This is a genomic window from Actinosynnema mirum DSM 43827 (assembly GCF_000023245.1).
Lineage (GTDB): Bacteria > Actinomycetota > Actinomycetes > Mycobacteriales > Pseudonocardiaceae > Actinosynnema > Actinosynnema mirum.
Genome location: NC_013093.1, coordinates 3,219,622 through 3,246,333, shown reverse-complemented (window position 1 = coordinate 3,246,333; position 26,712 = coordinate 3,219,622). Strand labels below are relative to the sequence as shown.

General features: G+C 75.6%; 25 protein-coding genes and 1 pseudogene. 10 read left to right on the top strand and 16 right to left on the bottom strand.

The genetic code is table 11. The features are described 5' to 3' along the window. Position 1 precedes the first annotated feature (1 nt). The 5 genes from AMIR_RS14090 to AMIR_RS35660 all read right to left on the bottom strand — a co-directional run bounded on the left by AMIR_RS14090 (position 2) and on the right by AMIR_RS35660 (position 8,380). A complete protein-coding gene (locus AMIR_RS14090; protein ID WP_015801636.1) occupies positions 2-1,024 on the bottom strand; it encodes a radical SAM protein in 1,023 nt (340 codons plus the stop codon). After that, positions 1,024-1,992, bottom strand: a complete 969-nt coding sequence (locus AMIR_RS14085) for an NAD-dependent epimerase/dehydratase family protein (protein ID WP_015801635.1) — start codon at positions 1,990-1,992, stop codon at positions 1,024-1,026. The genes AMIR_RS14090 and AMIR_RS14085 overlap by 1 nt, the downstream gene beginning before the upstream one ends. A 355-nt stretch (positions 1,993-2,347) precedes the next feature. Then, on the bottom strand, positions 2,348-3,046 hold the full coding sequence (locus AMIR_RS14080; protein ID WP_015801634.1) for a class I SAM-dependent methyltransferase: 699 nt from the start codon (positions 3,044-3,046) through the stop codon (positions 2,348-2,350). A gap of 413 nt (positions 3,047-3,459) precedes the next feature. Next, on the bottom strand, positions 3,460-6,510 hold the full coding sequence (locus tag AMIR_RS40255) for a hypothetical protein (protein WP_015801633.1): 3,051 nt from the start codon (positions 6,508-6,510) through the stop codon (positions 3,460-3,462). Between the two features lie 76 nt (positions 6,511-6,586). Beyond that, a complete protein-coding gene (locus AMIR_RS35660) occupies positions 6,587-8,380 on the bottom strand; it encodes a WXG100 family type VII secretion target (RefSeq protein ID WP_015801632.1) in 1,794 nt (597 codons plus the stop codon). 287 nt (positions 8,381-8,667) lie between these two features. Here AMIR_RS35660 and AMIR_RS43050 point away from each other — a divergent pair. After that, positions 8,668-9,315: pseudogene (locus tag AMIR_RS43050) on the top strand (histidine kinase); the annotation flags it as partial. A 348-nt stretch (positions 9,316-9,663) separates the two neighbouring features. After that, positions 9,664-10,284: a response regulator gene (locus tag AMIR_RS41815; RefSeq protein ID WP_280956296.1), complete on the top strand. Its 621-nt coding sequence runs from the start codon at positions 9,664-9,666 to the stop codon at positions 10,282-10,284. Positions 10,285-10,316: 32 nt separating this feature from the next. Here the strand turns inward: AMIR_RS41815 and AMIR_RS14055 are convergent, their stop codons facing one another. Beyond that, a complete protein-coding gene (locus AMIR_RS14055; RefSeq protein ID WP_143760725.1) occupies positions 10,317-13,235 on the bottom strand; it encodes a hypothetical protein in 2,919 nt (972 codons plus the stop codon). Between the two features lie 184 nt (positions 13,236-13,419). Between AMIR_RS14055 and AMIR_RS14050 the strand changes: the two genes are divergently transcribed. Continuing rightward, positions 13,420-13,764: a hypothetical protein gene (locus AMIR_RS14050; RefSeq protein WP_015801629.1), complete on the top strand. Its 345-nt coding sequence runs from the start codon at positions 13,420-13,422 to the stop codon at positions 13,762-13,764. Between the two features lie 56 nt (positions 13,765-13,820). On the opposite strand, the gene AMIR_RS14045 is transcribed toward AMIR_RS14050, so the two are convergent. Next, positions 13,821-14,453, bottom strand: a complete 633-nt coding sequence (locus AMIR_RS14045; RefSeq protein ID WP_015801628.1) for a hypothetical protein — start codon at positions 14,451-14,453, stop codon at positions 13,821-13,823. Positions 14,454-15,780: 1,327 nt separating this feature from the next. On the opposite strand from AMIR_RS14045, the gene AMIR_RS38165 reads away from it, so the two are divergent. The 5 genes from AMIR_RS38165 to AMIR_RS14020 all read left to right on the top strand — a co-directional run bounded on the left by AMIR_RS38165 (position 15,781) and on the right by AMIR_RS14020 (position 20,307). Beyond that, positions 15,781-16,110 carry an STAS domain-containing protein gene (locus AMIR_RS38165; RefSeq protein WP_245554613.1) on the top strand — a complete coding sequence of 110 codons (330 nt, stop codon included), beginning with the start codon at positions 15,781-15,783 and terminating at the stop codon, positions 16,108-16,110. A 94-nt stretch (positions 16,111-16,204) separates the two neighbouring features. Then, positions 16,205-16,924 carry a GAF and ANTAR domain-containing protein gene (locus AMIR_RS14035; protein WP_015801626.1) on the top strand — a complete coding sequence of 240 codons (720 nt, stop codon included), beginning with the start codon at positions 16,205-16,207 and terminating at the stop codon, positions 16,922-16,924. A gap of 26 nt (positions 16,925-16,950) precedes the next feature. After that, complete coding sequence (locus tag AMIR_RS14030) at positions 16,951-17,700, top strand: GAF and ANTAR domain-containing protein (RefSeq protein WP_041836753.1); 750 nt, start codon at positions 16,951-16,953, stop codon at positions 17,698-17,700. Between the two features lie 41 nt (positions 17,701-17,741). Further along, positions 17,742-18,539 (top strand): GAF and ANTAR domain-containing protein, encoded by a 798-nt coding sequence (locus tag AMIR_RS14025; protein WP_015801624.1) that lies wholly within the window; start codon positions 17,742-17,744, stop codon positions 18,537-18,539. A 604-nt stretch (positions 18,540-19,143) separates the two neighbouring features. Beyond that, positions 19,144-20,307, top strand: coding sequence for a glycosyltransferase (locus AMIR_RS14020; RefSeq protein ID WP_015801623.1), 1,164 nt, complete (start codon positions 19,144-19,146; stop codon positions 20,305-20,307). A 479-nt stretch (positions 20,308-20,786) separates the two neighbouring features. Here AMIR_RS14020 and AMIR_RS40245 read toward each other — a convergent pair whose 3' ends face one another. Beyond that, on the bottom strand, positions 20,787-20,939 hold the full coding sequence (locus AMIR_RS40245) for a hypothetical protein (protein ID WP_187313510.1): 153 nt from the start codon (positions 20,937-20,939) through the stop codon (positions 20,787-20,789). A 101-nt stretch (positions 20,940-21,040) separates the two neighbouring features. On the opposite strand from AMIR_RS40245, the gene AMIR_RS40240 reads away from it, so the two are divergent. Next, entirely contained in the window at positions 21,041-21,379 is a 339-nt protein-coding gene (locus AMIR_RS40240; RefSeq protein ID WP_049796829.1) for a cytochrome P450 family protein, read from the top strand. Positions 21,380-21,806: 427 nt separating this feature from the next. Here AMIR_RS40240 and AMIR_RS35650 read toward each other — a convergent pair whose 3' ends face one another. The 8 genes from AMIR_RS35650 to AMIR_RS13975 are packed head-to-tail and all read right to left on the bottom strand — an operon-like array spanning position 21,807 to position 25,581. After that, positions 21,807-22,469, bottom strand: a complete 663-nt coding sequence (locus tag AMIR_RS35650) for a DUF5994 family protein (protein WP_015801622.1) — start codon at positions 22,467-22,469, stop codon at positions 21,807-21,809. Then, entirely contained in the window at positions 22,466-22,756 is a 291-nt protein-coding gene (locus tag AMIR_RS37065) for an RGCVC family protein (protein WP_015801621.1), read from the bottom strand. Before AMIR_RS37065 ends, AMIR_RS35650 begins: the two co-directional genes overlap by 4 nt. Further along, a complete protein-coding gene (locus tag AMIR_RS14000; RefSeq protein WP_015801620.1) occupies positions 22,746-23,348 on the bottom strand; it encodes an Asp23/Gls24 family envelope stress response protein in 603 nt (200 codons plus the stop codon). Before AMIR_RS14000 ends, AMIR_RS37065 begins: the two co-directional genes overlap by 11 nt. Continuing rightward, complete coding sequence (locus AMIR_RS13995) at positions 23,345-23,890, bottom strand: DUF6286 domain-containing protein (protein ID WP_015801619.1); 546 nt, start codon at positions 23,888-23,890, stop codon at positions 23,345-23,347. Before AMIR_RS13995 ends, AMIR_RS14000 begins: the two co-directional genes overlap by 4 nt. After that, positions 23,887-24,300: an Asp23/Gls24 family envelope stress response protein gene (locus AMIR_RS13990; protein WP_015801618.1), complete on the bottom strand. Its 414-nt coding sequence runs from the start codon at positions 24,298-24,300 to the stop codon at positions 23,887-23,889. Before AMIR_RS13990 ends, AMIR_RS13995 begins: the two co-directional genes overlap by 4 nt. Positions 24,301-24,305: 5 nt before the next feature. Continuing rightward, positions 24,306-24,482: a hypothetical protein gene (locus AMIR_RS40235; protein ID WP_015801617.1), complete on the bottom strand. Its 177-nt coding sequence runs from the start codon at positions 24,480-24,482 to the stop codon at positions 24,306-24,308. Continuing rightward, on the bottom strand, positions 24,479-25,084 hold the full coding sequence (locus tag AMIR_RS40230; RefSeq protein WP_015801616.1) for a hypothetical protein: 606 nt from the start codon (positions 25,082-25,084) through the stop codon (positions 24,479-24,481). Before AMIR_RS40230 ends, AMIR_RS40235 begins: the two co-directional genes overlap by 4 nt. Further along, positions 25,081-25,581 (bottom strand): Asp23/Gls24 family envelope stress response protein, encoded by a 501-nt coding sequence (locus AMIR_RS13975; RefSeq protein WP_015801615.1) that lies wholly within the window; start codon positions 25,579-25,581, stop codon positions 25,081-25,083. Before AMIR_RS13975 ends, AMIR_RS40230 begins: the two co-directional genes overlap by 4 nt. A 361-nt stretch (positions 25,582-25,942) precedes the next feature. Between AMIR_RS13975 and AMIR_RS13970 the strand changes: the two genes are divergently transcribed. Continuing rightward, on the top strand, positions 25,943-26,641 hold the full coding sequence (locus AMIR_RS13970; protein ID WP_245554612.1) for a GAF and ANTAR domain-containing protein: 699 nt from the start codon (positions 25,943-25,945) through the stop codon (positions 26,639-26,641). Positions 26,642-26,712: the final 71 nt, after the last annotated feature.

The following is a 26,712-nucleotide window of genomic DNA, read 5'->3' as shown; positions in this document are numbered from 1 at the left end:
GTCAGCGCACCTCGTACCCCTCGAAGATCTGCCGGTCCAGCAGGGAGGTCAGCACGAGCGGCTCGCTCGTCGACCGCTCCGCCGCCGCGAAGTCCCAGAAGATCTCCCGCAACCGCTCGTCGGTGAACTCCTCCTGCTCGCGCGCCAACTGCTCCTGCCCGCGCGCCCAGATGTCCGCGACGGGCGCGTCCTTGGTGTTGCCCAGCGGGTGCGAGCTGTAGAGCCTGCTCATCGTCACGTCGCCGGTCGCGGAGATCGCGATGCTGCTGTCCTTGACCAGGTAGGGGAACATCACCACGTCCTGGTGCGTCGGCATCCCCCGGCCCGGCACCAGGTAGGGCGCGTTGAGGTTCAGGTCGAACTCGGTGGCGGGCACCCGGTCCTGGAACGCGGCGACCTCGGCGTGCAGCCGCATGGTCTCGTCCTCGGTCAGCAGCAGGCGGTTGCGGCCTCCCCTGCCGTGCGCGCGCACCAGGATCAGGTCCTGGCGGCGGAAACCGGTGCGGCGCAGGTGCGCGGTCAGCTCCAGGACGTTGTGCAGGTTGGTCCTCATGACCGTGGTGAGCACCTTGAAGCTGCGCACCCGGTCGCGCAGGTACGCCGAGTTCTCGATCACCCGGTCGAACGCGTCGACCAGCCGGACCGCCTCGAACGTCTCGCGGGTGCCGTCCATGCTGACCCGGATCGAGGAGATGCCGCTGTCCACGATGCGGTCGAGCTGCTCGCGGGTCTGGTTGGCGGCGTTGGTGATCAGCGTGACGGTGGCGAACCGCAGGCGCGGCACCACGTCCAGCAGCGACCAGAAGCCCTTGCGGATCGTGGGTTCCCCGCCGGTGAGGGTGATCTCGAAGGCACCCATGCGGTCGAGCTCCAGCAGCACCTCGCCGAGCTGCTCGACCGAGAGCATCCGGCGGCGGATGTGCGCGGGGATCTCGCCGGTGTTGGTGCGGCAGTGCACGCAGCGCAGGTCGCACGCGTAGGTGACGTCCACGCTGGCGCGCACGGGCGCCGAGTAGCCGGGCATCAGGTCAGCTCCTTGACCAGCAGCGGGGTCCTGGCGGCGGGGACGTCGACGAGCCTGGCCGCCCACCAGTCGTAGGTGCGGCGCACGCCCTCGCGCATCCCGGTCACCGCCGGGGGAAGGCCGAGCAGGCCGTCCTGGACGGTGGTGTCGGCGCGGAACTCGTCGATCTCGTCGCGCCTGCCGGGCCGGAACTCCAGCTCGAGGCCGGGGCGGATCTCCCGCAGCAGCGCGGCGACCTCCAGCACCGACCGGGAGCGTCCGGAGCCGAGGTTGACGGTGGACACGGGTGGCGCGTGCAGCAGGCCGGCGAGCTTGTGGACGGTGTCGGCCACGTAGGAGAAGTCGCGGCACTGCCTCCCGGTTCCCTCGACCGGCAGGCCGCGGCCCTGCGCGGCGCGCAGGCACAGGGCGGGCACGAGGGCGTCGGCGCGCTCGCCGGGGCCGTAGACGTTGAACAGGCGCACGACCGTGACGCGGGAGCCCCGGCGCTGCTGGTGGTTGCGGGCGATCATCTCCAGCGCCACCTTCGAGGAGGCGTACGGGGAGCGCGGGGCGAGCGGCGCGGCCTCGGTGTTGGGCAGCGCCAGCGAGTTCCCGTACACCTCGCAGGTGCTGCCCACGAGCACGCGCGGCGTCCCGGCCTGCTCGCACAGCCGCAGCAGGTGCCTGCCGGAGTCGACGTTGTCCAGGTAGTCGAGCGGGCGCTCGAACGACTCGGGCACGCTCTTGTGCGAGGCCAGGTGGTAGACGGCCGTGATCCCGTCCAGGTCGGGGCGGGCCAGGTCCAGCACGGACTTGACCAGGAGCCCGGCGGGGGGCGGCTGGAGGGGGGCGACGCGCAGGTCGTCGACCGGGACGACGGCGCACCCGCGCGCGGCCAGCTCGGCGGCGAGGTGCGCGCCGATGAAGCCCGCGCCGCCGGTGATCAGGACTCGTTCGGTTCGTGCAGCGGTTCGTGGAGAGGCCATGGCAGAGCGAACCCCCAACAGGGACGTGCGTGTCCAACCCCGAGGTGCGCGCGGGGCGGCCTGCCGAGCCGAGGGGGTGGTGGGGAGCGGATCGGTGCGGGAAAGCGGGTGGAGCCCCCTGGTGCCGCGATTGCGCGAGCCGCGCGCCGGATGTCCACGTTAACCCGGAAAACGCGACAGCGAGAAGAACCCCGGAACAACCTCACCCGGACGGGAACTCCGGGGTGGGGGGATTTCCAGGGGTGTCCGGGAAAATCCGCACACCGGTCACCGGCTGTGCCCATTGTCCACGGAAAGATTAATCCGGACGAAGGGCGGAGTGGTGCGGCGGCGGATCAGGTCGGCGCTGCGTGACTCAGCCGTCCCTGCGCCACACCAGCGCGTGCGCGAAGCCCCGGTCCACGAAGGACGCGCCGGGGAAGACCGAGCCGTAGCGGCGCTCGAACTCCGGGCGGGACAGGTAGCGGTCGGTCAGCAGGTGCTCCAGCCACGGGCCGCCGGCGCGGAACCGGAACAGCCAGACCGCGGCGCGCCAGCCGTGCGCGCGGACGTCGCCGGGCAGCGAGAGCAGCGCGCCGACCCGGTAGACGTGCGCGGGCGGGGTGGGGCGGTCCGCGACGTTGTCCACCAGCACGGCGCAGCCACCGGGGCGGACCAGGGACTTCAGCTTGCGGAGCGCGTCGTCCAGGTCGGGGACGTGGTGCAGGGTGGTGGAGCTGAACACGAGGTCGAACCCCTCGGCGCCGCCGTCGACGTCGGCGAGGTCCGCGACCTCGTACCGCACCCTCGGGTGCGGCCTGCGGGCCCTGGCCAGCTCGACGAGCGGGGCGCTCAGGTCGACGCCGAGCACCTCGTCGTAGTGGTCGGCGAGCTCTCGGCACCGGCGGCCGGAGCCGCAGCCGGCGTCCAGGGCGCGACCGCCCGGCCGGACGCCCGCGTCCGTGACCCATCCCCAGACCGGGTGGTCCTCGAACTCGCAGAACCGGTCGTATTCCAGGGCGAATGAATCGAAGGATTGGGGGTCTGCGCCATTACCGATGTCGTGGACCACCACGTTGCCGCCTTTCCGCGCCACACTTCCAGAGAGCGCGACCACCCTATTGGCGGTACCGACCAAGCGCAAAGCAGGTCGCCCCGAATGCCGCGAGGATCAACCTGTCCGGTGGTCATTCCGGCATGACCTGGTTCGAGCCGGTGAGCGCGAGCACTGCCGGGAACGTCGACTCGGGGCAGCGCCGGGTGGTCGGATCCCCCGAAAGGGCACTCGGTGATCGGGGTCGGCACGGCCTTGGCGGGCGTACAGTCGGTCCCAGCCTGCCCCAGATCGCGGTCGAACGGCGCGGGTGGCGCTGTGCCCTGCTCCCCCGTCGCGCCTCGGCGCCGCAACGCCCCACTCGCGTGGCGTTCCGGGCGGTGGGAGGGCGGGTGCGACCGCGCCCTCCCACCGGAATCCGGCACTGCCCTGGATCAGGCCTGCTTCGGGTGGATCTGGACCTCCTTGCCGGTGGTCACGTCGATCGCGAAGACCCGCTCGACCTTGGGGTTGGACTGGAGCGACGGGAACTCGGTCATGGCGACCGGGTCGCCCTCGGCGCGGTTCGGGCCGACCAGGACGAACACGTCGCCGTTGGCGCTGCGCGCCGGGCTGGCCGCGACGTCGGAGGACAGCTTGCCCGCGACGGACGTGGGCTGCTGGCCGGTCGCGGTCGCGCCGGTGTCGGAGAGGTTCGTGAACGCCTTGACCCCGTCCGAGCCCTCGGTGCGGTTGTCCAGGCCGGTCATCAGCTCGGCCACGTCCATCAGCGAGTGCCGCTGGCCCTCGCCGTCGATGGTGCTGTCGGCCCAGTAGAAGGAGCCCTCGCCCTTGCTCTCCATGATGTCGCGGATGCGCTCGGTCCAGCGCTCGGCCTCGTCGGCCGGGAGGTCGCGCAGGTCGAGGAACGGCTCGCCGTCCACCGAGGTGATCGGGAAGCCGTCCTTCTCGCCGTCGCGCTCGCCGACGAGGTCCTCGGACTTGTCGTCCTTGTCGCCGATGAGGCCGTCGGGGCGGTCGCCGTCCTTGCCGTCGCCCTTGTCGCCGTCGCGGTCGCCGTCGTGCTCGCCCCGGCCACCGTGCTCGCCGCGACCGTCGTGCTCGCCCTTGCCGCCGGGCTCACCACGACCGTCGTGGTCGCCCCGGCCACCGTGGTCACCGCGGCCCTCGTGCTCGCCCTTGCCGCCGGTCTCGCCGCGACCGTCGTTACCGCAGTGGCGACCGCGGTCCTCGTCGGAGCCCGAACCGGAACCGGAGCCGTCGCCAGCGCCCGAGCCAGCGCCGGAGCCGGAGCCAGAGCCAGAACCGGCGCCCGAGTTGTCCGTGTCACCGGCGGGAACGCCCGGCGTGCCGAACAGGTCCTTCGGGACCTCGGGGATCGGCGGGATGGTGGGCATGGTCGGGGTGGTCGCGCCGGAACCGGTGGTGGTGCCGCTGCCACTGCCCGAACCGGAGCCGAGACCGCCGCCCAAGCCGCCGGTGCCGGAACCGCTGCCAGAGCCGCTGCCGGAACCAGAGCCGGAGCCGCTGCTGCCGGTCGAGTCGCCGCCCTTGATCGGGTCCGCGCTGCTGTCGCCCGCCGGGACGCCGCCCGTGCCGCCAGGGGAGAACAGGTCCTTCGGGACCTCCGGGATCGGCGGGATGGTCGGCATGGTCGGGGCCGTCGGGGTCGAGCCGCCGCTGCCACCGGGCGTGCCGATGTTGGCGGTGTCCTCGATCTGGTAGTCGCCGGGCTTCGGGATCGACGGCGACGAACCACCGGTCGAACCGGAACCACCCGTGGAACCCGAGCCACCGGTCGAACCACTGCCGCCGGGCAGGCCGGAGCCGCCGGTGGAGCCGCTGCCGCCGGTCGAACCGCTGCCGCCCGCGGAGCTGTCGGAGCCGCCCGCGCCCGCGCTGCCGCCGGGGGAGAACAGGTCCTTCGGGACCTCGGGAATCGGCGGGATGGTCGGCATGGTGGGCGTCGACGGGGTCGAGCCGCCGCTGCCGCCCGGCGTGCCGATGTTGGCGGTGTCCTCGATCTGGTAGTCGCCGGGCTTCGGGATCGACGGCGACGAACCACCGGTCGAACCGGAACCACCCGTGGAACCCGAGCCACCCGTGGAACCCGAGCCACCGGTCGAACCGGAACCACCCGTGGAGCCGCTGCCGCCGGACGCGCCGCCGGTGCCCGCGCCCTCGCCACCGGTGCCCGCGCCCGCACCTGCGCCCCCGCCAGGGGAGAACAGGTCCTTCGGGACCTCCGGGATCGGCGGGATGTTCGGCATCGGCTGCTGCTGCTGGCCGGAGCCGGAGCCGGAGCCGCTGCCGCTGGTGGAACCGCTGCCGGAGCCACCGGGCGAGCCGATGTCCGCCGTGTCCTCGATCTGGTAGTCGCTCGGGCTGGGCGTGGACGGGGTCGAGCCGCTGCCTGCACCAGCGCCGGAACCGCTGCCGGAGCCGGAACCCGCGCCGGAGCCGCCGGTCGAGCCAGAGCCGCCGGGCACGCCGCCACCGGCGCCACCGGCGCCTGCGCCCTCGCCACCGGCGCCCGCACCTGCGCCCCCGCCCTGGGAGAACAGGTCCTTCGGGACCTCGGGGATCGGAGGCATCTCGGGGGCCTGCTGCGGTTGCTGCTGGCCGTTGGTCTCGCTGCCCGAACCAGAGCCAGAGCCAGAACCAGAGCCGGAGCCAGAACCCGTGCCCGCGCCGGAACCCGAGCCGGCACCAGCGCCAGTGCCCGCACCAGCGCCGGTCCCAGCGCCCGCGCCACCGGTCGCCCCGGCGTCGCCGCCGCCCGGCGTGCCGACGTTCGCGGTGTCCTCGATCTGGTAGTCGCCGGGCTTCGGCGCGCCGTTGGCGCCCCCGGCGGAACCGCTGCCGCCCGTGCCGCTGCCGCCGGTCCCACCGGCGCCCGTGCCGTCCGGACCGCCCGCGCCGCCGGTGGTCCCCGGCTGGTTCACGGCGGGACCGCCGCCCGCGCCGCCCGTGCCGGCGCCGCCCGTGGCGCCGGGGTCGCCGTTGACCGAACCGGGGTCGTTGACCTGCGGGCCCGCGCCCTGACCGGTCGCGCCCGTCCCAGCGGCGCCGTCCGCGCCGGCAGGGGCCTGGGCGTCGGTCTCGGTGCTGATGCCCGCGAACTCCTGGTTGTTGCTGTCGTCGGTCTGGGCGTGGTCCTGGGCCGTGGCCTGGATGCCGCCCGCGACCTTGCCCATCGTCATGGAGATCTTGTCGAGGTGCATCCCGCCCTTGGTGGAGGAGACGTTGAACCGCTCCACCGCCTCGGCGCCGATCTGCCCGAAGGCGTTGCCGGACAGGGAGGCGCCGGTGACCGTGGCGGCGATCTCCTTGTAGCTGCTGCCGAGGTCCTCGGCCTGCTTGCGCAGGTTCTCCATGTCGGACTGGTTCATGGAGAACCCGGAGCCCGCGCCACCGTCGCTGGTCGGGGCCGGGCGTCGGGACATCACGTGCATCTTCTGCATCTGCTGTTCGGTCGTGGACATCGCTGTGCTGCCTCCGCGGGGCGCAGGGAGAGGGTGGGGACGGGGTGAGGTGGTCGGCGCTCGGCCGGGTCAGCTCCTAGCCGTTCTCCACCTGCCGCTGCTCACGGGCCCACGACTGGGTGGGGCGCAGCGGTTCGGCCTGCTGGGCCGGGACCGACATGTGCGTGGGCTGCAGGGGCTGCTGCTGCTGCTGGTAGACCGGGGTGCCCTGCTGCATGGGCTGGAGCGGCTGCACGGGCTGCTGGTAGACCGGGGTGCCCTGCTGCATGGGCTGCAACGGCTGCACGGGCTGCTGGTAGACCGGGGTGCCCTGGTGCATCGGCTGCAGCGGGTGGTGCGCGGGGGTGCCCTGCTGCATGGGCTGCAGCGCGTGGTGAGCCGGAGTGCCCTGCTGCGTCGGCTGGAGCGCGTGGTAGGCCGGAGTGCCCTGCTGGGTCGGCTGCAGCGCGTGGTAGGCCGGGGTGCCCTGCTGCGTCGGCTGGAGCGCGTGGTGCGCGGGGGTGGCCTGCTGCCGCTCGACCGCGTGCATCTGCGAGTACTCGGCCCGCTGCATGGGTTCGAGCGGCTGCATCCGCTCGCCGACCATCCTGGGCTCCAGCGCGTGCATCCGCTCCACGCCCATCTTGGGCTCCAGGGCGTGCATCCGCTCGGCCGCCATCTTCGGCTCCAGGGGCTGCATCATCCGCCGCTCGGCCGCCTGCATGGGCTCCAGCAGCGCGCCCTGCCGCCGCTCACCCGCCTGCATGGGCTGCAGGAGCGTGCCCTGCCGCAGTTCGCCCCGCTCCATCGGCTGGAGCAGCCCCTGCTTGGGCTCCAGCGCGGCCTCGTCGTCGGCGAACCTCGGACGGGGCGCGTTCATCCCGGACAGGTTGGTGGTGCCCTCGGCGGTCATGCCGCGCGGGGCGTTGGGCAGGGTCGGGGTGGTCTCGCCCTCGACCATCATGCCGCGCGGGGCGTTCGGCAGGGTCGGGCTGGTCGTCTCACCCTCGACCATCATGCCGCGCGGGGCGTTCGCCAGGGACGCGGTGGTCGTGCCCTCCTCCGCGTTCGGCATCCGCGCCGCCAGGCGGCCGGTCGCGGTGGCGGTGCCGTTGTCGGAGACGTCGTCGTACCGCTCCCACTCCTTGCTGACCTGGTCGGACAGCTGGTCGAGCTTGCCCATCCGCTCGGCCTGGCGGCCCATGGCCTCCTTGAGCTGGTCCATGCGGCCGGAGATGTCCTGGCCGACCTGGGTGGCGGCGTCCACCACCGAGGCCAGGAAGATCGGGATCGAGGCGCCGAAGGTCAGCGGGGCCATGATGTAGGCGGCGACGGCGGCGGGGGCCAGCGAGTCGGAGAACCGGCTGACCTGGTCGACGACGCCCGCGCGCATCCCCTCGACCATCTTGCCGGTGGCCTCGACGACCACGCCCTTCTGCGCGACCGCGTTCGCCATCGAGTCCAGCTCGCCGCCGAACTTCTCCATGCTGCCCTGGAAGGCCTCCATGGACTCGCCGGTCCAGCCCTGCGGGTTGCCCAGCTGCTCGCGCTGGGTGTTCGACAGCTCACGCATCCGCTCGGACGCGGTGCGGTAGGCGTCGGCGGTGGCCTGGACGCTGCCCTTGTCGGTCTCCAGCTGGTCGATCGGCTCGCGCAGGAACGCGACGTAGTCCATCGTCCACCCGGCGACCTGGGCCAGGCTCGCGAACGGGTCGGCGGGCGCGGCGACGTTGCCGGTGGGGGTGAAGGCCTCCGGCTCGGCGGCGGCGTCCTTGCCGATGGACTCGATCTCCGGGTTGACATCAGCCCCGTTAGCCGCGCCGGCGACCCTCTTCGCCACGACCATGGCGGTGGTCGCGGTGGCGGTAACTTCTGCGGTGGCTTCTGCCATGAGCAGGACCTTCCTCGGGGCATCTCGTCTCGCGCCGGCGTGGCGCAGGGAACCGGCACTTCGGTATGGGTGTTCACCGCACAGTAGAGGGACGCCACCAACGTGCCGCCAACGCGACGCCAACGATCATGGGTGGCGGGTCGGGCGCGGGGAACGGCCGGTGACGGGCGGGTTTCGGGTGGGCGGACGGCGGCGGTCGGGCGTCCGGCGGGCGGTTCCGGAGCCCTTACGATCGCCCGGCGCTCCCCTCCCCCGCCGTCGCGCGGCTGCGCGCGCTCCGCGACCGGGTGTCCCCCGTGGTGGTGGACGCGGCGCTGGCGGTCGCGCTGGCCGTGCTGGCGTTCGTGCCGACGGCGTCGGTGATCGGCCCGGAGATCGGGGACCTGCCCGAGGTCGGGCCGGACGCGCTCGGGGTGGCGCTGGCGCTGGGCCAGTGCCTGCCGCTGGTGGCGCGCCGGACGCGGCCCGCGCTGTGCCTGCTGCTGGTCGGCGGGGCTTTCGGGCTGCACCAGGCGCTGGGGTACCCGACGACGTTCGGCGGGGTCGGGCTGTACCTGGCGCTGATCGCGGCGGGCGCGTGGGCGGAGCGGCGGCGGGCGCTGCTGGCGGGGGTCGCGGTGGCCGGGTACGCGGTGCTGGCCGTGGTGCTGGCCGCGTCCGGGTCGCCGCAGCGGGCGCGGGACTTCGCCGCGTACCTGGCGGTGCTGGTGGTGTGCTGGCTGGCCGGGGCGTGGCTGCGGCGGCGGCGCGCCGAGGAGGCGGAGCGGCGCGAGCTGACCGCGCGGGTGGCGGCCGTGGAGGAGCGGGCGCGGATCGCGCGGGAGCTGCACGACGTGGTGACCCACCACGTGACGGCGGTGGTCGTGCAGGCCGACGCGGCGGGGGTGCTGCTGCCGACCGCGCCGGAGCGGGTCGGGGAGGCGCTGGAGGTGGTCGCGGGGACCGGGCGGCGGGCGCTGGCCGACCTGCGGGACCTGCTGGGGGTGCTGGAGGCGACCGGTGGTGGTCCGGACGGGGTTCGGGAGCTGGTGGAGCGGGCCCGGCGGGGTGGGCAGCTGGTCGAGCTGGTCGAGCTGGTCGAGGGCGGTGGGGTGGACGGGGTGTCCGCCGAGGTGGGGCTCGTGGTGCACCGGGGTGGTGCAGGAGTCGCTGACGAACGCGGTCAAGCACGCTCCTGGGCTGCCCACGCGGGGGTGGTGGTGCGCCGGGTGGGCGGGGTGGTGGAGGTGGTCGTGACGACCTCGGGGGCGGTGGTCGCGGAGGCGTCGCCGGACGGGCGGGGGCTGGCGGGGTTGCGGCGGCGGGCCGAGGAGCTGGGCGGGGAGGTCGTCGGGGAGGCGGCGGACGGCGAGGAGGCGCTGGCGCTGGCGGCGCAGTTGCGGCCGGACGTGGTGGTCATGGACGTGCGGATGCCGAAGCTGGACGGCATCGCGGCGACCAGGGCGCTGGCCGGTCCTGAGGCTGCGGCGCCGGTGAAGGTGCTGGTGGTGACCACGTTCAACGTCGACCACCACGTGTACGAGGCGCTGCGGGCGGGGGCGAGCGGGTTCCTGCTGAAGGACTCGCCGCCCGCGCGGTTGCTGGAGGGGGTGCGGACGGTGGCGCGCGGCGAGGCGCTGCTGGACCCGTCGGTGACGCGGGAGCTGATCGGGCGCTACGCGACCAGGGTGAGGCCGCGCGAGGAACCGGTGCACGGGGCGCTGGCCGGGTTGTCGCCGAGGGAGCTGGAGGTGCTGCGGCTGGTCGCGGACGGGCGGTCGAACTCGGAGATCGCGGTGGAGCTTGTGCTCAGCCCGGAGACGGTGAAGACCTACGTGTCGCGGCTGCTGGCGAAGCTGGACCTGCGTGATCGGGTGCAAGCCGTGGTGCCGGCGCACCGGACGGGGCTCGTCGGCGGGGCGTGACGCGGGGCGGGTGGTGACCCGCCCCGGCCCGGTCACGCGCGGGGGTCACCGCCGAACAGGTCACGGCCCGAGAAACCGGGGTCGGGGTTGTCGGGACGGTCCCCGCCGGAGGTCTGCGGATCGGCGTTGGACACCGGGTCGGTTGGGGTGTGGCCGGAGGCGCTCGGGCCGGAGGGAGACGAGCTGACGGGGGCCGGGGTGACGGGGATCGAACCAGCGGGGACCTGCCCGGTAGGAGCCGGGCCGCCGAACGCCTGACCAGTGGGCATCGGCCCACCGGGCGCGCCGGGGACCCGCGCGCCGGGGTTGAGCGTTCCGGGGAAGGAGGCTCCGGGAACTCGCGCACCAGGGCTCAGCGTTCCGGGGGTCGGCACGCCGGGAACCCGCGCACCAGGGTTGAGCGTCCCCGGATTCGGCGTACCGGGAGAGAACGTGCCGCTGTTCGGCACGCCACCACCAGGCGCCCCGCCTCCAGTCATCCAGGTGCCGGACAACCCGCTGCCCGCCGAACCAGCACCGGGCATCCCAGCACCGGGAGCCCCGGCCCCAGGCAGCCCAGGTCCGGCCGCCCCGCCTCCAGGCAGCCCGCTTCCAGCCACCCCGTTCCCAGGCAGCCCGTGCCCAGCCACCCCACTTCCGGGCAGCCCAGACCTGGGCAGGCCGCCGCCGGGCAGCCCACCACCGGGACCCGCGCCGGGACCGCCGAAGCCCTGACCGGGCGCGGGGTTGCCCACCGCCCCGTGGGCGGGCGCGGCGCTGGCCGCGGCAGCCGCCAGCGCAGCCGTCGCCGCGGCAGCCGCAGCCGCCTCCAGGGCGGCCCAGCGCGGGCCGAGCAGGCGCTCGACCGGCGTCGTCCCCGGCTCGCCGTCGCCCACCGCCAGGACGCGGCGCGCCCGGCGCAGCGCGCCGACCGCCCGCGCGGGTGGCACGGCGCGGTCCAGCAGGAGCCAGCCGAGGGAGTCCGGCCCGGCGCCCGCCAGCAGGCGCGCGCCCGACTCCGCCGTGACGCTGATCAGCGGCGTGACCAGGAACAGCGTGCGCCACGCCTCCCCGACCGCGCCGTCCGGCATCTCCGGGGACGACTCGCCCGCGATCAGGTCGGCCACCGCCTGGAGGTTGCGCCGCACCGCCCGCGCCTCATGGCCGAGGAACTCGCGGTGCAGCTCCAGGGCGGCCAGGAGCAGCGCGTCGCGCGCGGCCGTCCACTCCGGGTCCGTCCACGGCTCGGCGCGCTCCCGCCCGGCGAACAGCTCGGCCGCGACCGGCAGCAGCTCCTCCACGCGCGCCAGTTCCGCCGTGCGCTCGCTGATCACCCACTCGTGGTCGGCCTGGGCGAGCACGGCCGCGCGCACCGCCTGCTCCGCCGCGTCGAGCCCCGGCGTGCGGGGCGGTGGCGGCGGGGCCTGGGGCGGCGGGGTGGCGTGCAGGCGCTTCAGCTCGGCCTCGGCCAGCTTCACCCGGTCGGACAACCACGTGTCGCGCCACGACCACAGGTGCTGGTCGCTGTCCTGCTTGGCGACGCGCTTCCACAGCGCGGGCCGGAGCTTGCGGTGCTCCCGGTGCTCGCCCTTGCGGCGCTCCAGCTCCTGGTTCCAGTCCCAGACCTGGTGCTGGATGGCCGCGAACTGCTGGGCGGCCTCCTGCTCCAGCTTCGCGTGCGCGTCGACGGCGGCCCGCTCGACCTGGGCGAGCTGGTCGCGGTGGGCGCGCACCTCGGCCAGGCGCGCGATGGCGGCCGTGAGCCCCGCGCGGGCGCGGTCCAGCTCCTCGCGCAGCACGGGTTCGCGGTCGACGGCACGGCTGGCGGCGGCGCGCCTGGCGTGCAAATCGTCCACGAGCAGGCGGGCAGCGCGGAACGCGGCAACGGCATCCGACCACGGGCGTCGAGGACCATTGTCCTCCCAGGTCTTCAGCAAGTCCAGGAGGCCGGCGCCGCCGGTCCAGAGCTCTTCGTCGAACCGCTCGCGGTCGGCGCGGTCGACGAGGGTGAGCGCGAGCGGCCAGTCGTGCCCGGTGGCCCCGTCCGCAGCGGCGGGCGCGGGTCGCACGGCCGCCCCCGCGGCACGCGCGGTGGTCTCGTCGGCGCTGACCGCGAGCACCCCTCCCCCGGCCAGCTCCGGTCGCCAGGCGCTGACCTCGCGGGCCCGGTCGGCGGTGAGCCAGCGGAACCGCAGCCCGCTGAACGCCTCGCGCGGGTGCCCCAGCTCGGCGAGGTCGCGGGCCCGGCGCACGAGCACGCCGACCACCAGCTCGTGGACCGCGTCGGCGTCGGCCGGACCTGGCTCGGGCGGCTCGCCAGCCAGGTGGTCGCGCAGCGCGGGCGCGGTGGGCTCGGCGGCGTCCAGCTCGGCGAGGAACGGGCTGGTCGGCTCGGGCAGCCAGGCCGTGCCGCTGCCGCGCGGCACGGCGGTGCTCGTGACGCCGATCTCGGCGTCGGCCGGGGAGAACCCGGTGGCGCGCACGGCGGCGTCCTCGCAGGCGGCCAGCTCGGTGTGCCCGAGCCTGCCGAGGGCGGTGGCGCGGAACTCGGCGGCGAACCGCTCCTGCGCCTGGGCGAACCCGGTGAGCCGCCCGAGCACGGCCGCGCCGTTCAGCCCGACCTCGCCGGTGGCCCAGGCGGCGGCCGACAGGGCGGCGGACCCGAGCAGCGCGCGCCCGCTGTCGTCGACGGCGAACCGGGCGAGCGCCCCGTCCCCGTCCGCGTCGGGCGTGGGCGCGCCGAACGCCCCGGCGAGCACGGCGAGCGCCTTGCCGCGCGGGTGGATGCCGACGTGCACGACGTGCCGCCACTCGGTCCCACTGGGCAGCTCCCGCCGGGCGAGGGGGTGCTCGGCATCCCACGGCAGCGGCTCACCGGCCCTGACCCGCTCGACCTCGCCCAGTTCCGGCTGGTCGAACAGCTCGACCGCACGCCAGAACCCCAAAGCCCGCACCGAGACCGCCTCTCCCACAACCAGCTCCCCGCTCACCGTCGCACCGCGCTCGATCATCACACAGGTGCCGGGGAAAGGGGTGTCGGCGCGCTCCCCGGCCTCGGGGGCCCGGCCGGTGCCCGCGATCAGGACGCGGTGGGGGCGCGGCTACTGTCTGCGCCTGCGGTGCGACGCACCACAACGCTGCGGAGGCGATGCCCGGATGATCCCGCTGCTGTTCCTGAACGCCGTCACGGCGGTGGTCGGCGTCGTGTTCGCGGCGGTGGCGGCGGTGCACCCGGCGTCGCTGAGCTACAGCCAGTCGCCGGATCGCGGGGAGCGCTTCTACGCGTTGCTGCACGCCGCGAAGGCGATCCCGCTGGGCTTGCTGGCGGCGAGCCTGCCGCTGGCGCTGCCGGGGCAGGCGACGATGTTCTGCCTGCTGGCGGCGGCGCTGTCGCAGGCGGTGGACGCGGCGATCGGCTGGTCTCGGGGGTCGTGGGGGATGACGGCGGTGGGGGCGGCGTCCGCGGTGGTGCACGGCGTGACCGCGGCGGCGGTGGCCTGACCTGGTGAGGGGCGCCGTCCCGCGCCGGGAGCCGCCTGGTCACGGCGCCCGCCTGGCTACGGCGCCCGCCACAGCGTGACCCGCAGGCCGACCGTGGGGCTGAACGGCCGGTCCGGCCCGAACCCGGTGACCTCCAGCAGCGCCACCGCGCCCTCGCCGGTCAGCGCGCACAGCCGCGTGCCGACCTCGACCGGGGTGCCCGGCCCGGTCGGCTGGTGCCGGGCCATCGGGGCGGCGGCCGCGGCGGCGCGGCACTGCTCGGGGGTGGTGGCCTCGCCCGCGAAGCCGACGGCGGCCCGCTCGTCGGTGATCGAGGTGCTGAACCTGCCCCTGGAGTCGTAGCTGAACTCGGCGGCGTCCTCCACATCAGGGGGCGCGGGGGACCCCGCCGAGCGCACCGAGCGCTCGTCGAGGTCCACGAACGCCTGGACGCCCAGCGCGCCCTCGGGCAGCGTGAGGACGGCGTCCCGGTACACCTCCGCAGGTCCTGGGGGAGCGGTGGTCGTGGCGGATGCGCCGGACGTGCCGGTCGGGCTCGGCGCGCTCGTCCCGGCGGGCGCGCCGCTGCTCGGTCCCTCCTCGGCGGGCGAGCGCGGCAGCAGCCACGCGGCCAGCGCCACCACGAGCCCGACGACGGCGAGCGCGGCACTGGCCACCCCCGCCACCGCGCCGCTCTTCTGCCAGTCCACGGCGCCCTCCCCCCAGGGCCTTCGTCCTCGGGCCCTCCGCCTGCCATTGTGCCGGGCGAAGGCCCCGCAGCACCCCGGTTTTCCCGTTCCCGGCGGCGAAGTCGAGCCGCGGGACGGGGTGGTGCGGCGCGGGGCGCCCCGCGTCGCGGCGGGCGCGCGTCGTGCGGGTGGTGCGGGTGGTGCGCGCACGAGCGGCGCGCCGTGGTCCCGCCGAGCGGAACCCCTTGCCTGGCTCGGGAGTCCGCCACGAGCGGCTGCGCGGCGAGGGACTCCGCGTGGAGCGCCACGGGAGGCGGTGCACGATCCGGTGGTCCAGCCAGCCGGACCGGCGTCGCCCCACCGGCCGCCGACGACGTCGCGCGAGGTGGGACCTGCTCCGCCGGTGGTCAACGCGCGGTCCCCCGGAGGATCGGCAGGTCCCGCGCTCGGGGGCGGACGAGCAGCCGAGGCGGACGCCCGGCGGCCCCGGTGCGGCGCGGTGGGCACGGCCTGCGACGCCGCCTCCCGCCAGGGGGAGGGCTCCCGCCGCCGCGACGCGGCGATCCCGGACAGCCTCGGCACGAGGGCTTCGGCGAGCAGCGGCGGGCACAGCAGGCAGAGCGAGCAGAGCGGGCACAGCAGGCAGCGGCGGGCAAGGTGGGAAAACGAGGAGCGGGAGGGGGATCCGCAGGCGCCCGGCGTCGTGGGCGGAGAGGGCGTTGAACGCCGTACGCGGCGCGTGGTGGCCGTGCCGCCGCTCCGGCGGCCCGGCGGCCCTCGCCTCCGGAGGGGCAGCCGCTCGGCGGGAGGTCTGGGCGAAGGGCGCGGCGGCAGGTGGACGTCAGGGGCAGGTGGGCGCCAGGGGCGCGGGGTCACGCGCCGCTCCGGGGGAGGGCGGCGCGATCAGCGCACCGGGCGGGAGCGGCGGGGAGGTCCGCTGGGACCGGGGCGCCGGGCCGCGCACGGGCGCCGCACCGCGAGACCGCGAAACGGCGGGGCCGGGCGGCCGTCCGCTCGTGCGTACGGGTGAGCCGGGCCGCGCAACCGGACGCGGGACCTGCGGGTGGGATAGCGTGCCGAAGTCCCCCGCCGGAGCGCCCAGAACCCGCTCTCACGTCGGAGCAAACCCTTGTGAGCAGGCGAGTTCCTCCGGTGTTCGCGCCCCTGCGCGACCGGTTGGGCGACGCCTGCCGGAGCAGGAGTCGGCACCATGGCGACACCGGGCGAGAACGGGTACTGCTGCCTCCACCGAGGCGCCCACCACGATTTCCGCAGCGGCCCCGGCCACGATCTGCCCCACCACGCGCGTCCGCGGGCCGAAGCGGGTCCCCGCGCCGCCTCGGGCACGGTGACGGCGGCCCTGCGGCACCACGGGCGGACCCCCGTGCTGCACGTGGCGGGCGAGATCGACCAGCTGAGCGCGCCCGTGCTGCGCGGCGCGCTCGACCTGGCGCTGAAGCACCGGCCGCCGGTGCTGGTGGTGGACCTCGGCGAGGTCCGGCTGCTGGCCGTCGCGGGCCTGGCCGCGCTGACCGCCGCCTACCTGCGGGCGGGCGGGCGGACGCGCCTGCTGGTCGTGGCGGGCCACCGCGCCGTGCTGCGACCGCTGCGGATCGCCGCGCTCGACCGGCTGGTCGAGGTGCGCCACTGCCTGGGCGAGGCCCTGGGGACGCTGTGACCTGGCCACCGGCCGCGCCCCCCACCGCGCGCGGCCCGCTCGGGCGAAGGCCTAGGCTGACCTGGTTGCCCACGAGGGCTGGCTCGGAGGACTGATGGCGGAGAACCGGCGACGGCGGCTGCAGGCACTGCTGGCCGCCGACCTCGCCGAGCGCCCCGAATCGGTCGTCAAGCTGGCCTGCGAGCGCTGCGTGCTGGAGCTGGGCGTGTCCGGGGCGGGAGCCACGGTCCTGAGCGCCGCGCCCGGTCACGGGCTGCCCAGCCGGGGCCTGGTGTGCGCGACGAACGAGGTGAGCTCGGGTCTGGAGGACCTGCAGCTCGTCGTCGGCGAGGGCCCGTGCCTGGACGCCTTCGCCTCCGGCGGGCCGGTCCTGATCTCGGACCTGTCCGCCGAGATGGAGCGCTGGCCCGCGTTCACCCCCGCGGCGCGCGGGCTGGGCGCCGCCGCGGTGTTCTCGTTCCCGCTCCAGATCGGCGTGGCCAGGGTGGGGTCGCTGGACCTCTACCGCGACACGCCCGGCCCGCTCACCAGGGCGGAGCTGACGGACGCGCTGATCCTGAGCGACCTGGCGACGCTGGGCGTCGTGGCGGAGCTGGACGGGCACAGCACGGCCGACCTGAGCTGGTTGGCGGATCCCCACATCCAGGTGCACCAGGCGACCGGCATGGTGCAGGCGCAGCTGGACTCCACGACCGAGGTCGCGCTGCTGCGCCTGCGCGGGTACGCCTTCATCCACGACGTGCCACTGGCCGAGGTGGCCCGGCGGGTAGTGGCGCGCGAGCTGCGCTTCACCGCCGACGAGGGCGGGCACTGATGCGACATGAGGGAAAGGCCGAGCCGATGAGCAGTGCCCGTGACCAACAGCTGGCTGACACCTTCGTGTCACTGGCCGACACGCTGGTCGCCGACTTCGACGTGCTCGACTTCCTCGGCATGTTGACCGAACGGGCGGTGGACCTGCTCGACGTGGACGCGGCCGGGGTCATCCTGTCCGACCAGCGCGGCGGGTGGCGGCCCGCCGCCGGGTCGTCCGAGCACGCCGCGCTCGTGGAGGTGTTCGCCGCGCAGACCCTGCAGGGACCGTGCCTGGACTGCGTGCGCAGCGGGACCCCGGTGTCCAGCGCCGACCTGGCGGGCGAGCACGAGCGGTGGCCGGAGTTCGGGCCCGCCGCGGTGAGCGCGGGGTTCCGGGCGGCGTGCGCGCTGCCGATGCGGCTGCGCGACGAGGTGATCGGCGCGCTGACCCTGCTCAACACCGCCCCGGTGGCGATCGGCGGGGCGACCATCGCGCTGGGGCAGGCGCTCGCCGACGTGGCCACCATCGGTATCCTCCAACAGCGCACGGCCCGGCAGTACGACCTGGTGTCGGAACAACTGCAGGCCACGCTGCACCACCGCACCGTCGTCGAGCAGGCCAAGGGCGTCCTGGCCGAAGTCGGTGGTCTGGACATGCACGAGGCGTTCCTGGCACTGCGGCGCTACGCCCGCGCGCACCACCTGAGGCTGTCGGAGGTGGCGCGAGGCGTTGCGGCGGGCGAGTTGGCAGCGAACGGCCTGCTGTCCGAGCGAAGTGACTCGCCCCGGCCGTGACCCCGCGGGGGCACCCATCCCGGCAACCGGAGGGCCCCGACATGGTGATCACCCCGCAGGAAAGCGCCCCGCAGGAAAGCGCCCCGCAGGAGCGCGCCGAAGCAGCGAGCGACCGGGAAGTGCGGGTGGCGCGCGCGTTCGTGCGCCTGGCCGACACGCTCGTCGCGGACTTCGACGTCGCCGAGTTCCTCCACATGCTCACCGAGCAGTGCGTCGAACTGCTCGACTCGACGGCCGCAGGCGTGGTGCTGGTCGACCGGTGGTCGGTGCCGCACGTGACCGCGAGCTCGTCGCAGGAGGCGGAGCTGCTGGAGCTGTTCGCCGTGCAGGCCGACGACGGCCCCTGCATCGACTGCGTCCGCTCCCAGACCCCCGTCTCCTGCCCCGACCTGCGCGAGGCCACCACCCGCTGGCCCCGCTTCACCGCGGCAGCCCACGAATGCGGCTTCCGCTCCGCCCACGCCCTGCCCCTGCGCCTGCGCGAACACGCCGTAGGCGCGATCACCCTGCTCAACACCCAACCCGGCGACCTGAGCCAGGACGTGCTCCAACTCGGCCAGGCCCTCGCCGACGTCGCCACCATCGGCATCCTGCAACAACGCGCCATCAAGCACGCCGACCAGCTCAGCGGCCAACTCCAGACGGCGCTCGGCAGCAGGATCGTGATCGAGCAGGCCAAGGGAATACTGGCGGTCTGGGGCGAGATCCCGCTCGACGTGGCGTTCAGCAGGCTGCGCGGCTACGCGCGCGCGCACCACCACCGCCTCACCGACCTGGCCCACGCCGTCACCACCGGCGTGGCCGACAGGGCTGCGATCCTCGCCCACCGGGCGCGCTGACCGCACCGGGCCGCGTGCCCGCGGGTGATCGCGCCGCCCTCGTCCAGGCGTGGGCGGCGCGCGCCCGAGCGGCCGGGGCGGGTTTCCCGGCGCGGAGGGCGGACGAGCCCGCGCGGTGCGGCGGGGACACCGGCGGTGGGCGCCTGAGCGCGGGGTTGGGCCGAACAGGCGCCGTTCCTGTACAGCCCACCGGGCGGCTGCTAGAACGGGACCGGGGTTCCCCGTCGTGATCCGGAGCGGATCGGCCGGGCGCCCCCGGCGACACCGCTGTCCCCGACCCCGACAGCCGAATCCCAGCAGGCATCGGCGTGGATCGGGGTTTTTTCTTGCTCCTGCATCGCCCAGCGGCGGCACGCTCCCTACCGGCCCCGGTGTTCCGCAGATCCGGCGGAGCGCCTTCGGACGCGGTCCACCCCGCACGGCTCGTGCGCGGGGTGGCCGCTGCCGGGCTGGCGGGCGGGCGCCGCACCGCGCCGACCGCCTCCGGGGCGCGTCGCCACCCGGCACCGCAGGCGCAGCCCGGTCCCCCGCGCCCGAACGCCCGGCGCGCGGGCCACTCGGCGTGCCCGCCTCCGGTGCTCTCGGCACAACCCCAGGAGCACACATGAAGATCGCCATGGTGGCGCTGCACACAGGGCCGCCCGCGGAGCTCGACGAGGCGGCGAGCAGGCGGGTGGCGCACGTGGCCGAACTGTCCTCCTCGCTGACCGCGCTGGGACACGAGATCACCGTCTACACCGGCGGCAGATCGATCGGCGCGGCCGTGTCCACGCGCACGCCGGAGGGGTACCAGGTGGTCCACCTGCCCTCGGGCGCGCGCGGCGGGAAGGCCGGACGCCTGAAGGGCGCGGGCGACTTCCTGCACGGCCGGTGGCGGGCCGCGCCACCCGATCTCGTCCACGCCCACCAGTGGCCGTCGGGGCTGGTCGCGCTGCACGCGGCCGTCCCGCTCGACCTGCCCGTCGTGCAGAACTTCCACTCGCAGTCGAGCGACCACCTCTCCGACCACGTGGCCGCCCAGCGGGTGATCGGCCACGAGGCGACCCGGATCGTGGCCACCAGCGCCTCCGAGGTCGCGCGCCTCATCAAGGCGGGCGTGCGGCGGACGAAGATCACCGTCGTGCCGTACGGGGTGGACCTGTCCCGGTTCGGCCCCAGGGGGCCCAGGGAGGGGCGGGACCTGCCGCACCGGATCCTCGCGGTCGGCGTGGGGCGTCCCGCCGACGGGGTGGGCGATCTGGTCGTCGCGCTGCGGGGCGTCCCGAACACCGAGCTGGTCGTGGTGGGGGACCCCGCCGTCTCCGCCGCGTCGTCGTCGTGGGCGCAGCGGCTGGTGAACCACGCGCGGGTGCACGGCGTCGTGAACCGGGTGCGGCTGGTGGGGTGCGTGCCGCGCGCGGCGATGGCCAGCCTGCTGCGCTCGGCCGACGTCGTGGTGTGCGCCGCCCGCAGCGAGCCGTCCGGGATCGTGGCGCTGGAGGCGATGGCGTGCGGGGTGGCCGTGGTCGCCACGTCGGTCGGGGTGCTGCCGGAGGTCGTGCTTGACCGGGTGACCGGGGTGCTGGTGCCGCCGCGCTCCCCCGCCGCGCTGGCGAGGGCGCTGCGGGAACTGCTGGGCAACAAGGTCAGGCTCAACTCGTACGGGGTCGCGGGCTACGACCGGGTTCTGGCCCGCTACAGCACGGAGCTGCTCGCGGACGAGGTGACCAGGCTCTACCAGCGGGCGGTCGCGGCGAGCTCCGGGCGGGACGTGGGGGCGCGCGCCTGAGCGGTCCTCAGCGGACTCGGGCCCGCCGGGCAGGGCGGTCCCGCGGCGGGTCCGGGCAGGCCGGGGCAGGGCCGGTCGGTCCGGACCCGTGGGGGGGTGGCGGGGCGGAGCCGGGGAGGGGTCGGCTCGGCCCCGCCGCTGCGGGGGTGGCGGGCGGGGACGTAGAGCGGGTGTCCGGTGTGGACGGTGTGGGCCGGGGCCGGGGAGGGCGGGGGCGCGCGCGAGCACCGCGCGCTCCACCAGCGGACTACGGGCGCCGTGCTCGGGACCACCGACGTGGGACCACCGCTGCGGGACGACCGCTGTGGGACCACCGACGTGGAACGACCGCCGTGGCGATTCACCGGGATGTGGCGCCGCCGTGCGGGTGGGGACAAGCTCTGCGTGGGCCCGTCCGACCGCGGGCAGCGCGGCGAGCAGGCGCGGCGGAGCGGCGCGCGCAGTGAGGAGCCGGTGGTGACCACCGTCGAACCCAGGCCCTACCCGTTCAGCCAACCCGAGCGGCTGGACTCGGAACCGCTGTTCTCGGCGTTGCGCGCCGAGCCGAGGCTGCGCCCGGTGCCGTCGCCGCCGGGCAACATCCTCGGCATGGCCCCACCGGACCACACCAGGCTGCGCAGGCTGGTGGCCAAAACGTTCACGGTCCGCCGCGTCGAGCGGCTGCGCCCCCGCGCGCAGGAGATCGCCGACGGCCTGGTGGCGGCGATGCGCGCGGGGGGCGCCCGCCGACCTGGTGGAGGACTTCGCGCTGCCGCTGCCGATCACCGTGATCTGCGAGCTGCCGGGCGTGCCCTACGAGGACCGGGTGGACTTCCGGGTGTGGTCGGACGCGTTCCTGTCCACGACGGAGTTCACCGCCGACGAGGACCGCGAGCACACCGGCGAGATGGCCGCGTACATGGCGGACCTGATCGCGAGCCGGCGGCGCGAGCCCACCGGGGACCTGCTCGGCGCGCTCGTGGTGGCGCGAGACAGCGAGGACCGGTTGGCTGCCGGGTCTGCGCTTGGCGGAGGAGCCGATCACCTGGAGGACCGGCATGTCCACCAGGGGGGCCTGCCCGCCTGCCGGTGACCTGGGACGGGCTGACGGGCAGACGGCGCCCGGCCAGTGCCGCGGACCGGGCAGCGGTCGTGTGGGCGCAGGCGCGCGCGGCGTGCCGTGGACGGCGCCTGCGCCGGGGCGGTGGCCGTTGCCGCAGTACGCGGTCAGCGAGCGGCGGGGCGGCGTCGGCGGCTCGTGTTGACGCGGACTCGTCTGCGCCACAGCGGTCCCCGGACCACCGGGCCACCGGACGGCGTCGCGGGCGCGCCCTCCGGCGAGGGCTGCCGCTCCGGCGGGCCCTCCCGGCGCGGCTCAGCCTGCTCGACATCCGGGCTCTGCGGCCCCCGTGAGGCCGGCAGGCCCCACGTGGCCCGCCCGTCCGCGTCAGACAGGGCTGGGCCGTCCGGCGCGGGCGGGTGGTGCGGCGGAGCCTGCGCGGGCGACGAGGCCGGGCGCGTCATGACGTGGCCCCGGCGCCCGTGGGCCGCGCTGTCCGCTTCTCCGGCGGCGGCGACACCCCCGGCCGCGACACCCGCCCCCGCGCCACCTTCTCCCGCACCGACGGCCGCACTCCCCCGGCACCGCCCTCCGCCTCCCACCGCTCCTCCGGCCCGGACTCCACCGGACCGCCCCCGGCCAGTCCCCCCTCCGGCGCGGCGCGCCCCACCCCTCGCACCCGAACGCCGTTCCGCACCATCAACTCCTCCACCGGATCGGACCCGTCCGACCCGGTCACAGCGCGCAGCGCCGCCCCCGCGGCGCCACCCGGCGTGTCGGGCGGGATCACCAGCAGGACCGTGCGGGCGCGATCCGGACCCAGCACGGTCACCTCCCAGGGCCGCGTCGTACGGAACCCCTCCAGGCGCACCACCACGCCGGCCACAGTGATCTTGTGCTCGGCCCTGCCCCACGCGCCCAGGTGGTAGACCACCCGCAGCACCGGCCTGCCGAACCCGGTCACGGCGGCGATCAGCGCGGGGAACTCGACCGCCGGGTCGGCGGACCTCGGCCACCAGGCCCCGTCGGCAGCGGACCGGGCCGAGTCGCGCGGCCTCACGGCCAGCCTGCGACCGGGGTCCGCGTCAGCGCCGGTCACGGGAGCGCGCTCGGTCGCGCTCATCCCGACGTCCCCGTCCCCGCCCCGGACGGCCTTCCCCCGTGGCGCGCGCCGATCCGCACGGGCGCGGCCACTCCCACGTCACCCGCCCAGCCCGCGCACAGGCACCGCCGGTCCAACCCGCCTGCCTCGGTCGCGGCGCAGAACCTCAGGGCGATCTCGTCGTGCGCGCCCACCGGGTGGTCGCACGTGGGGCAGCGCGCCTCGTCCGCGCCCTCCGCCGGGGGCGGCGGAACCCCGGTCCCGGACGTCCGCTGGACGGGTCTGAGCGTGCTGCTTTCAGCGTTCACGTGCCTGCTCCGATGAGGTCGGGGGCGCCGTTCGGGCGCCCGGATTGCCGGTGAGGCGGAACTCGACGGTCGTGGGCAGCCGGTCGAGGTCGAGCGCCCTGCGCAGCCGGGGCAGTCCCCCGGTGGCGAGCGCGCGGCGGATCGCGCCGGGCTCGCCGTCCCGGTCGGTGCTGATCACCAGCTCCAACCTCGGGGCGTTCCCGGCCCCGGTGAGGACGCCGCGCGCCTCGCGCACACCGGGATAGGCCCCGGCCTCGGCGAGGAGCGGGGCGAGCGCGGTGCTCGCGGCCAGCTCGGTCCGCCCCGAGCCGTCGGTGTCGAACCGCCACAGGCTGCTCCTGGGCGCGCGGGCGACCTGGGCGACGAGCCAGCGGACGGCGAGCAGCCCGAGCGCGATCCCGGCGACCGCGATGACGTTCCAGACCCACGGGGGCGGCAGGGCGTCACCGGGGACCAGGGGCGCGTCGGGCGCGAGGACGTCCAGCACGGCGAACCGGGTGGCCAGGGCGAACCCGCCCGCCGCGAGCAGCAGCAGACCGGTCACGGCCAGCACGGCGCGGTTGAGCCGGGCGGGCCGGTCGTGGCCGGTCACCGCGCCCTCCCGGCCTTGAGCCGGACGGTCACGGTCGGCCGGTCCAGCGGACCGACGCGGTCGAGCCGCTCCGCGACGGCCACGCGCACGGCGTCGGCCAGGCCTGTGGTGCCGGTGCGGTCGGTGGTGGCGGTCGCGGTGGCCGCGCGGCGGGTGAGGGCGAGCTTGGCGGTGGTCACGCCGTCGACCGACGACGCGGTCGCGCGCAGGACGTTCCGCAGGCTCCGCCGGGTCACCCCGGACTCCAGCGCGTGGTCCGAGTCCGGGTCGTCGTCGCGCAGCGGCAGCACGGTGGGCGCGCCGGGGAGCAGCGCGCACAGCAGCAGGACCGCGCCGAGCACGGCGCAGACCGAGGCCGCCAGCACGACGAGCGGGTCGGTCCAGCGCGCCCCGTGCAGGGCGCCCGCGACCGCGCGCGGGTCGATCCACGGGCTGAGCCCGAAGGCCTGCCGCACGGCCACGGTGGTGACGAGCGCGCAGGCGGCGAGGACGGCCAGCGCGACGAGGACGGCGGGCGCGCTGCGCCGGGGCAGCCGCTTCACCACACCCTCCCCTCGGGGCGCGCAGCGTGGTGCAGCGCGGTGACGGTGACGTCGACCCTGGTCACGGTCAGGCCGGTCAGGTCCCGGATGCGCAGGGCCAGGTGCGCGCGCACCCGGTCCGCGGTGCGGCGCACCGGCATCGGGTAGACGACCGACAGCCGCACGTCGAGCGCGACCGCGTCGCCGGTGACGGTCGCGCCGACCCGGACGTCCGCACCGGCCTGCTCCGGGCCGACGGCGACGCCGAGCAGGCGGTACGCGGAGCCGCCGACGCCGTCGACCTCGGTGGCCGCGTGCGCGGCGATCCGCTCCACCGCGGCGTCGCCGACGGTGAGGCGACCGCGTTCGCCGGGGTCGGCGGGTGTTCCCGGCGCCGCCGGGTGGGATCGGGTGGTCGTGGTGGTGGTCACGGCGCTCAGCCCCGGTCCCGGCCGGTCAGCGCGGACACGTCGAGCTTGCCGTCGAGGACCCGGCCGACGACCAGGCCCGCCGCGCCCAGGAGCAGGACGACGATGAAGGCGCCGAACCCGCCGAACGCGGCGGCGAAGCCGAGCGCTAGACCCGCCAGCGTTCCGGTGGTGGTGGAGTTCACGGTGGGTTCCTCACTGCGGTGGTCACCGCGGTGGCCGGTGGGGTGGCCGGTGGGGTGGCCGGTGGGGTGGTGGGCACGGCGGTCGGCCTGGTGACCGGTGGAGCGACCGGTGCGGCCACCGGCCCGGTGGCGGGTGCGGCGCCCTGGCGGGCGCCCGGCTCGACGGCCGCCACGCTCACCGCCACCACGCCGACCTCCACCAGGCCGACCTCCACGACGTTGACTTCCACGACGCCGGCCTCCGCACCACCGGCCTCCGCGCCGCCCGGCTCCCCGCGCCGCGCGGCACGCCCGGCGGCGCGGTCGGGCGCGAGGGCGAGCGGCGGCGCGACGTCGCCGATCCACACGTGCAGCGGCACCCGGTCGGGGCCGAGCACGGCGTGCACCGCGGAGCGGACCGCCGCGTCGACCTCGGCGGCGGTGGCCGGGTAGCGCACGACCACGCCGACGACCAGCTCGTCCGGACGGACGCGCACCCCCACCACCCTCCGCCCTGGCAGGAGGGTGGCGATCTCGCCGTAGCGCCCGGCGTGGGGACCCGCCACCTGCGGCAGGCTGCTCACGGCCACCGCGACGGCGGTGGCCTCGACGTCGGGCGTCACCGCACGCGACCCGGTTCCGGGGTCCTGTCGCCCTCGTCCTCGCCGGGGATGTGCACGTCGGTGACGGCGATGTTGACCTCGACGACCTCGAGTCCGGTCATCTGCTCCACCGCGCCGATCACGTTGCGGCGCACCGACCGGGAGAGGTCCACTATGGACACCCCGTACTCGACCAGGACGTGCAGGTCGATCGCGGCCTGCCGCTCGCCGACCTCGACCGAGACGCCCTGTCCCGCCGAGGCCGTCGCGCCGGGGATGCGCTCGCGCAGCGAGCTGAAGGCCCGTGCCGCGCCGCCGCCGAGCGCGTATACGCCGGACACCTCGCGCGTCGCGAGCCCGGCGATCTTCTGGACCACGGTGTCGGCCACGGTGGTCGTCCCCTTGGTCTGGGCGGACGTGGCGAGGTCGCGGTCGGCGGCCTCGGTGGCGATGTTCTGGGTGGGCGCGCCCGCGTTCTGGATGGACGACTTGGGCGCGGCGGTGACGGGGGTTGTCACGGTGGTCTCCTCGACCTGGCATCGGGTGCGGGGCGCGTTCGCGCCCCGTTGTCCTTGGTTCGGCCGGTCCGGCGGTGTCCGCTCTCGACCGGGCTCTCGACCGGGCTCTCGCGCGGGAGGTGTGCTGAGCGATGTGCTCGGAAGCGCCTTCCCCGGAGTTCGGCGGGTGTCGCCGGGATCAGGGGCGGCTGCTGCGCTCACCGGATGCCCTGGGGCACGAGCGCCAAACCCCCCTGGCGGACTTGGCGCTCGCAGAGGGGTGACATCGCCGCCGAGTGGGCATCCGGGCGTCATGGAACCCGTTCCGCACTCAGGGCAGCAGTTGAGGCAGGACCAGGAACGAAGGGTTTCGCGCGCGTTCGTGCGCCTGGCCGACACGCTCGTCGCGGACTTCGACGTCGCCGAGTTCCTCCACATGCTCACCGAGCAGTGCGTCGAACTGCTCGACTCGACGGCCGCAGGCGTGATCCTGCTCGACGAGCGGGCCGGGCTGCGAGTGGTCGCGAGCTCGTCGCAGAAGGCGGAGCTGCTGGAGCTGTTCGCCGTGCAGGCCGACGACGGCCCCTGCATCGACTGCGTCCGCTCCCAGACCCCCGTCTCCTGCCCCGACCTGCGCGAGGCCACCACCCGCTGGCCCCGCTTCACCGCGGCAGCCCACGAATGCGGCTTCCGCTCCGCCCACGCCCTGCCCCTGCGCCTGCGCGAACACGCCGTAGGCGGAATCACTCTGCTCAACACCCAACCCGGCGACCTGAGCCAGGACGTGCTCCAACTCGGCCAGGCCCTCGCCGACGTCGCCACCATCGGCATCCTGCAACAACGCGCCATCAAGCACGCCGACCAGCTCAGCGGCCAACTCCAGACGGCGCTCGACAGCAGGGTCGTGATCGAGCAGGCCAAGGGAATCCTCGCCGCGACCGGGAACATCCCGCTCGACGCGGCGTTCGAACGGCTGCGCGGCTACGCGCGCGCGCACCACCACCGCCTCACCGACCTGGCCCACGCCGTGGCGGCGGGCACGGCGGACACGGCGGCGATCCTGGCCAGGGGACGTCGCTGACCTCCCGTCCGGGCGGAGGCGCCGGGGCCGCGAGGCGGTGGGGCCCCGCGGGTTGTGCGGACGGCCGCGCG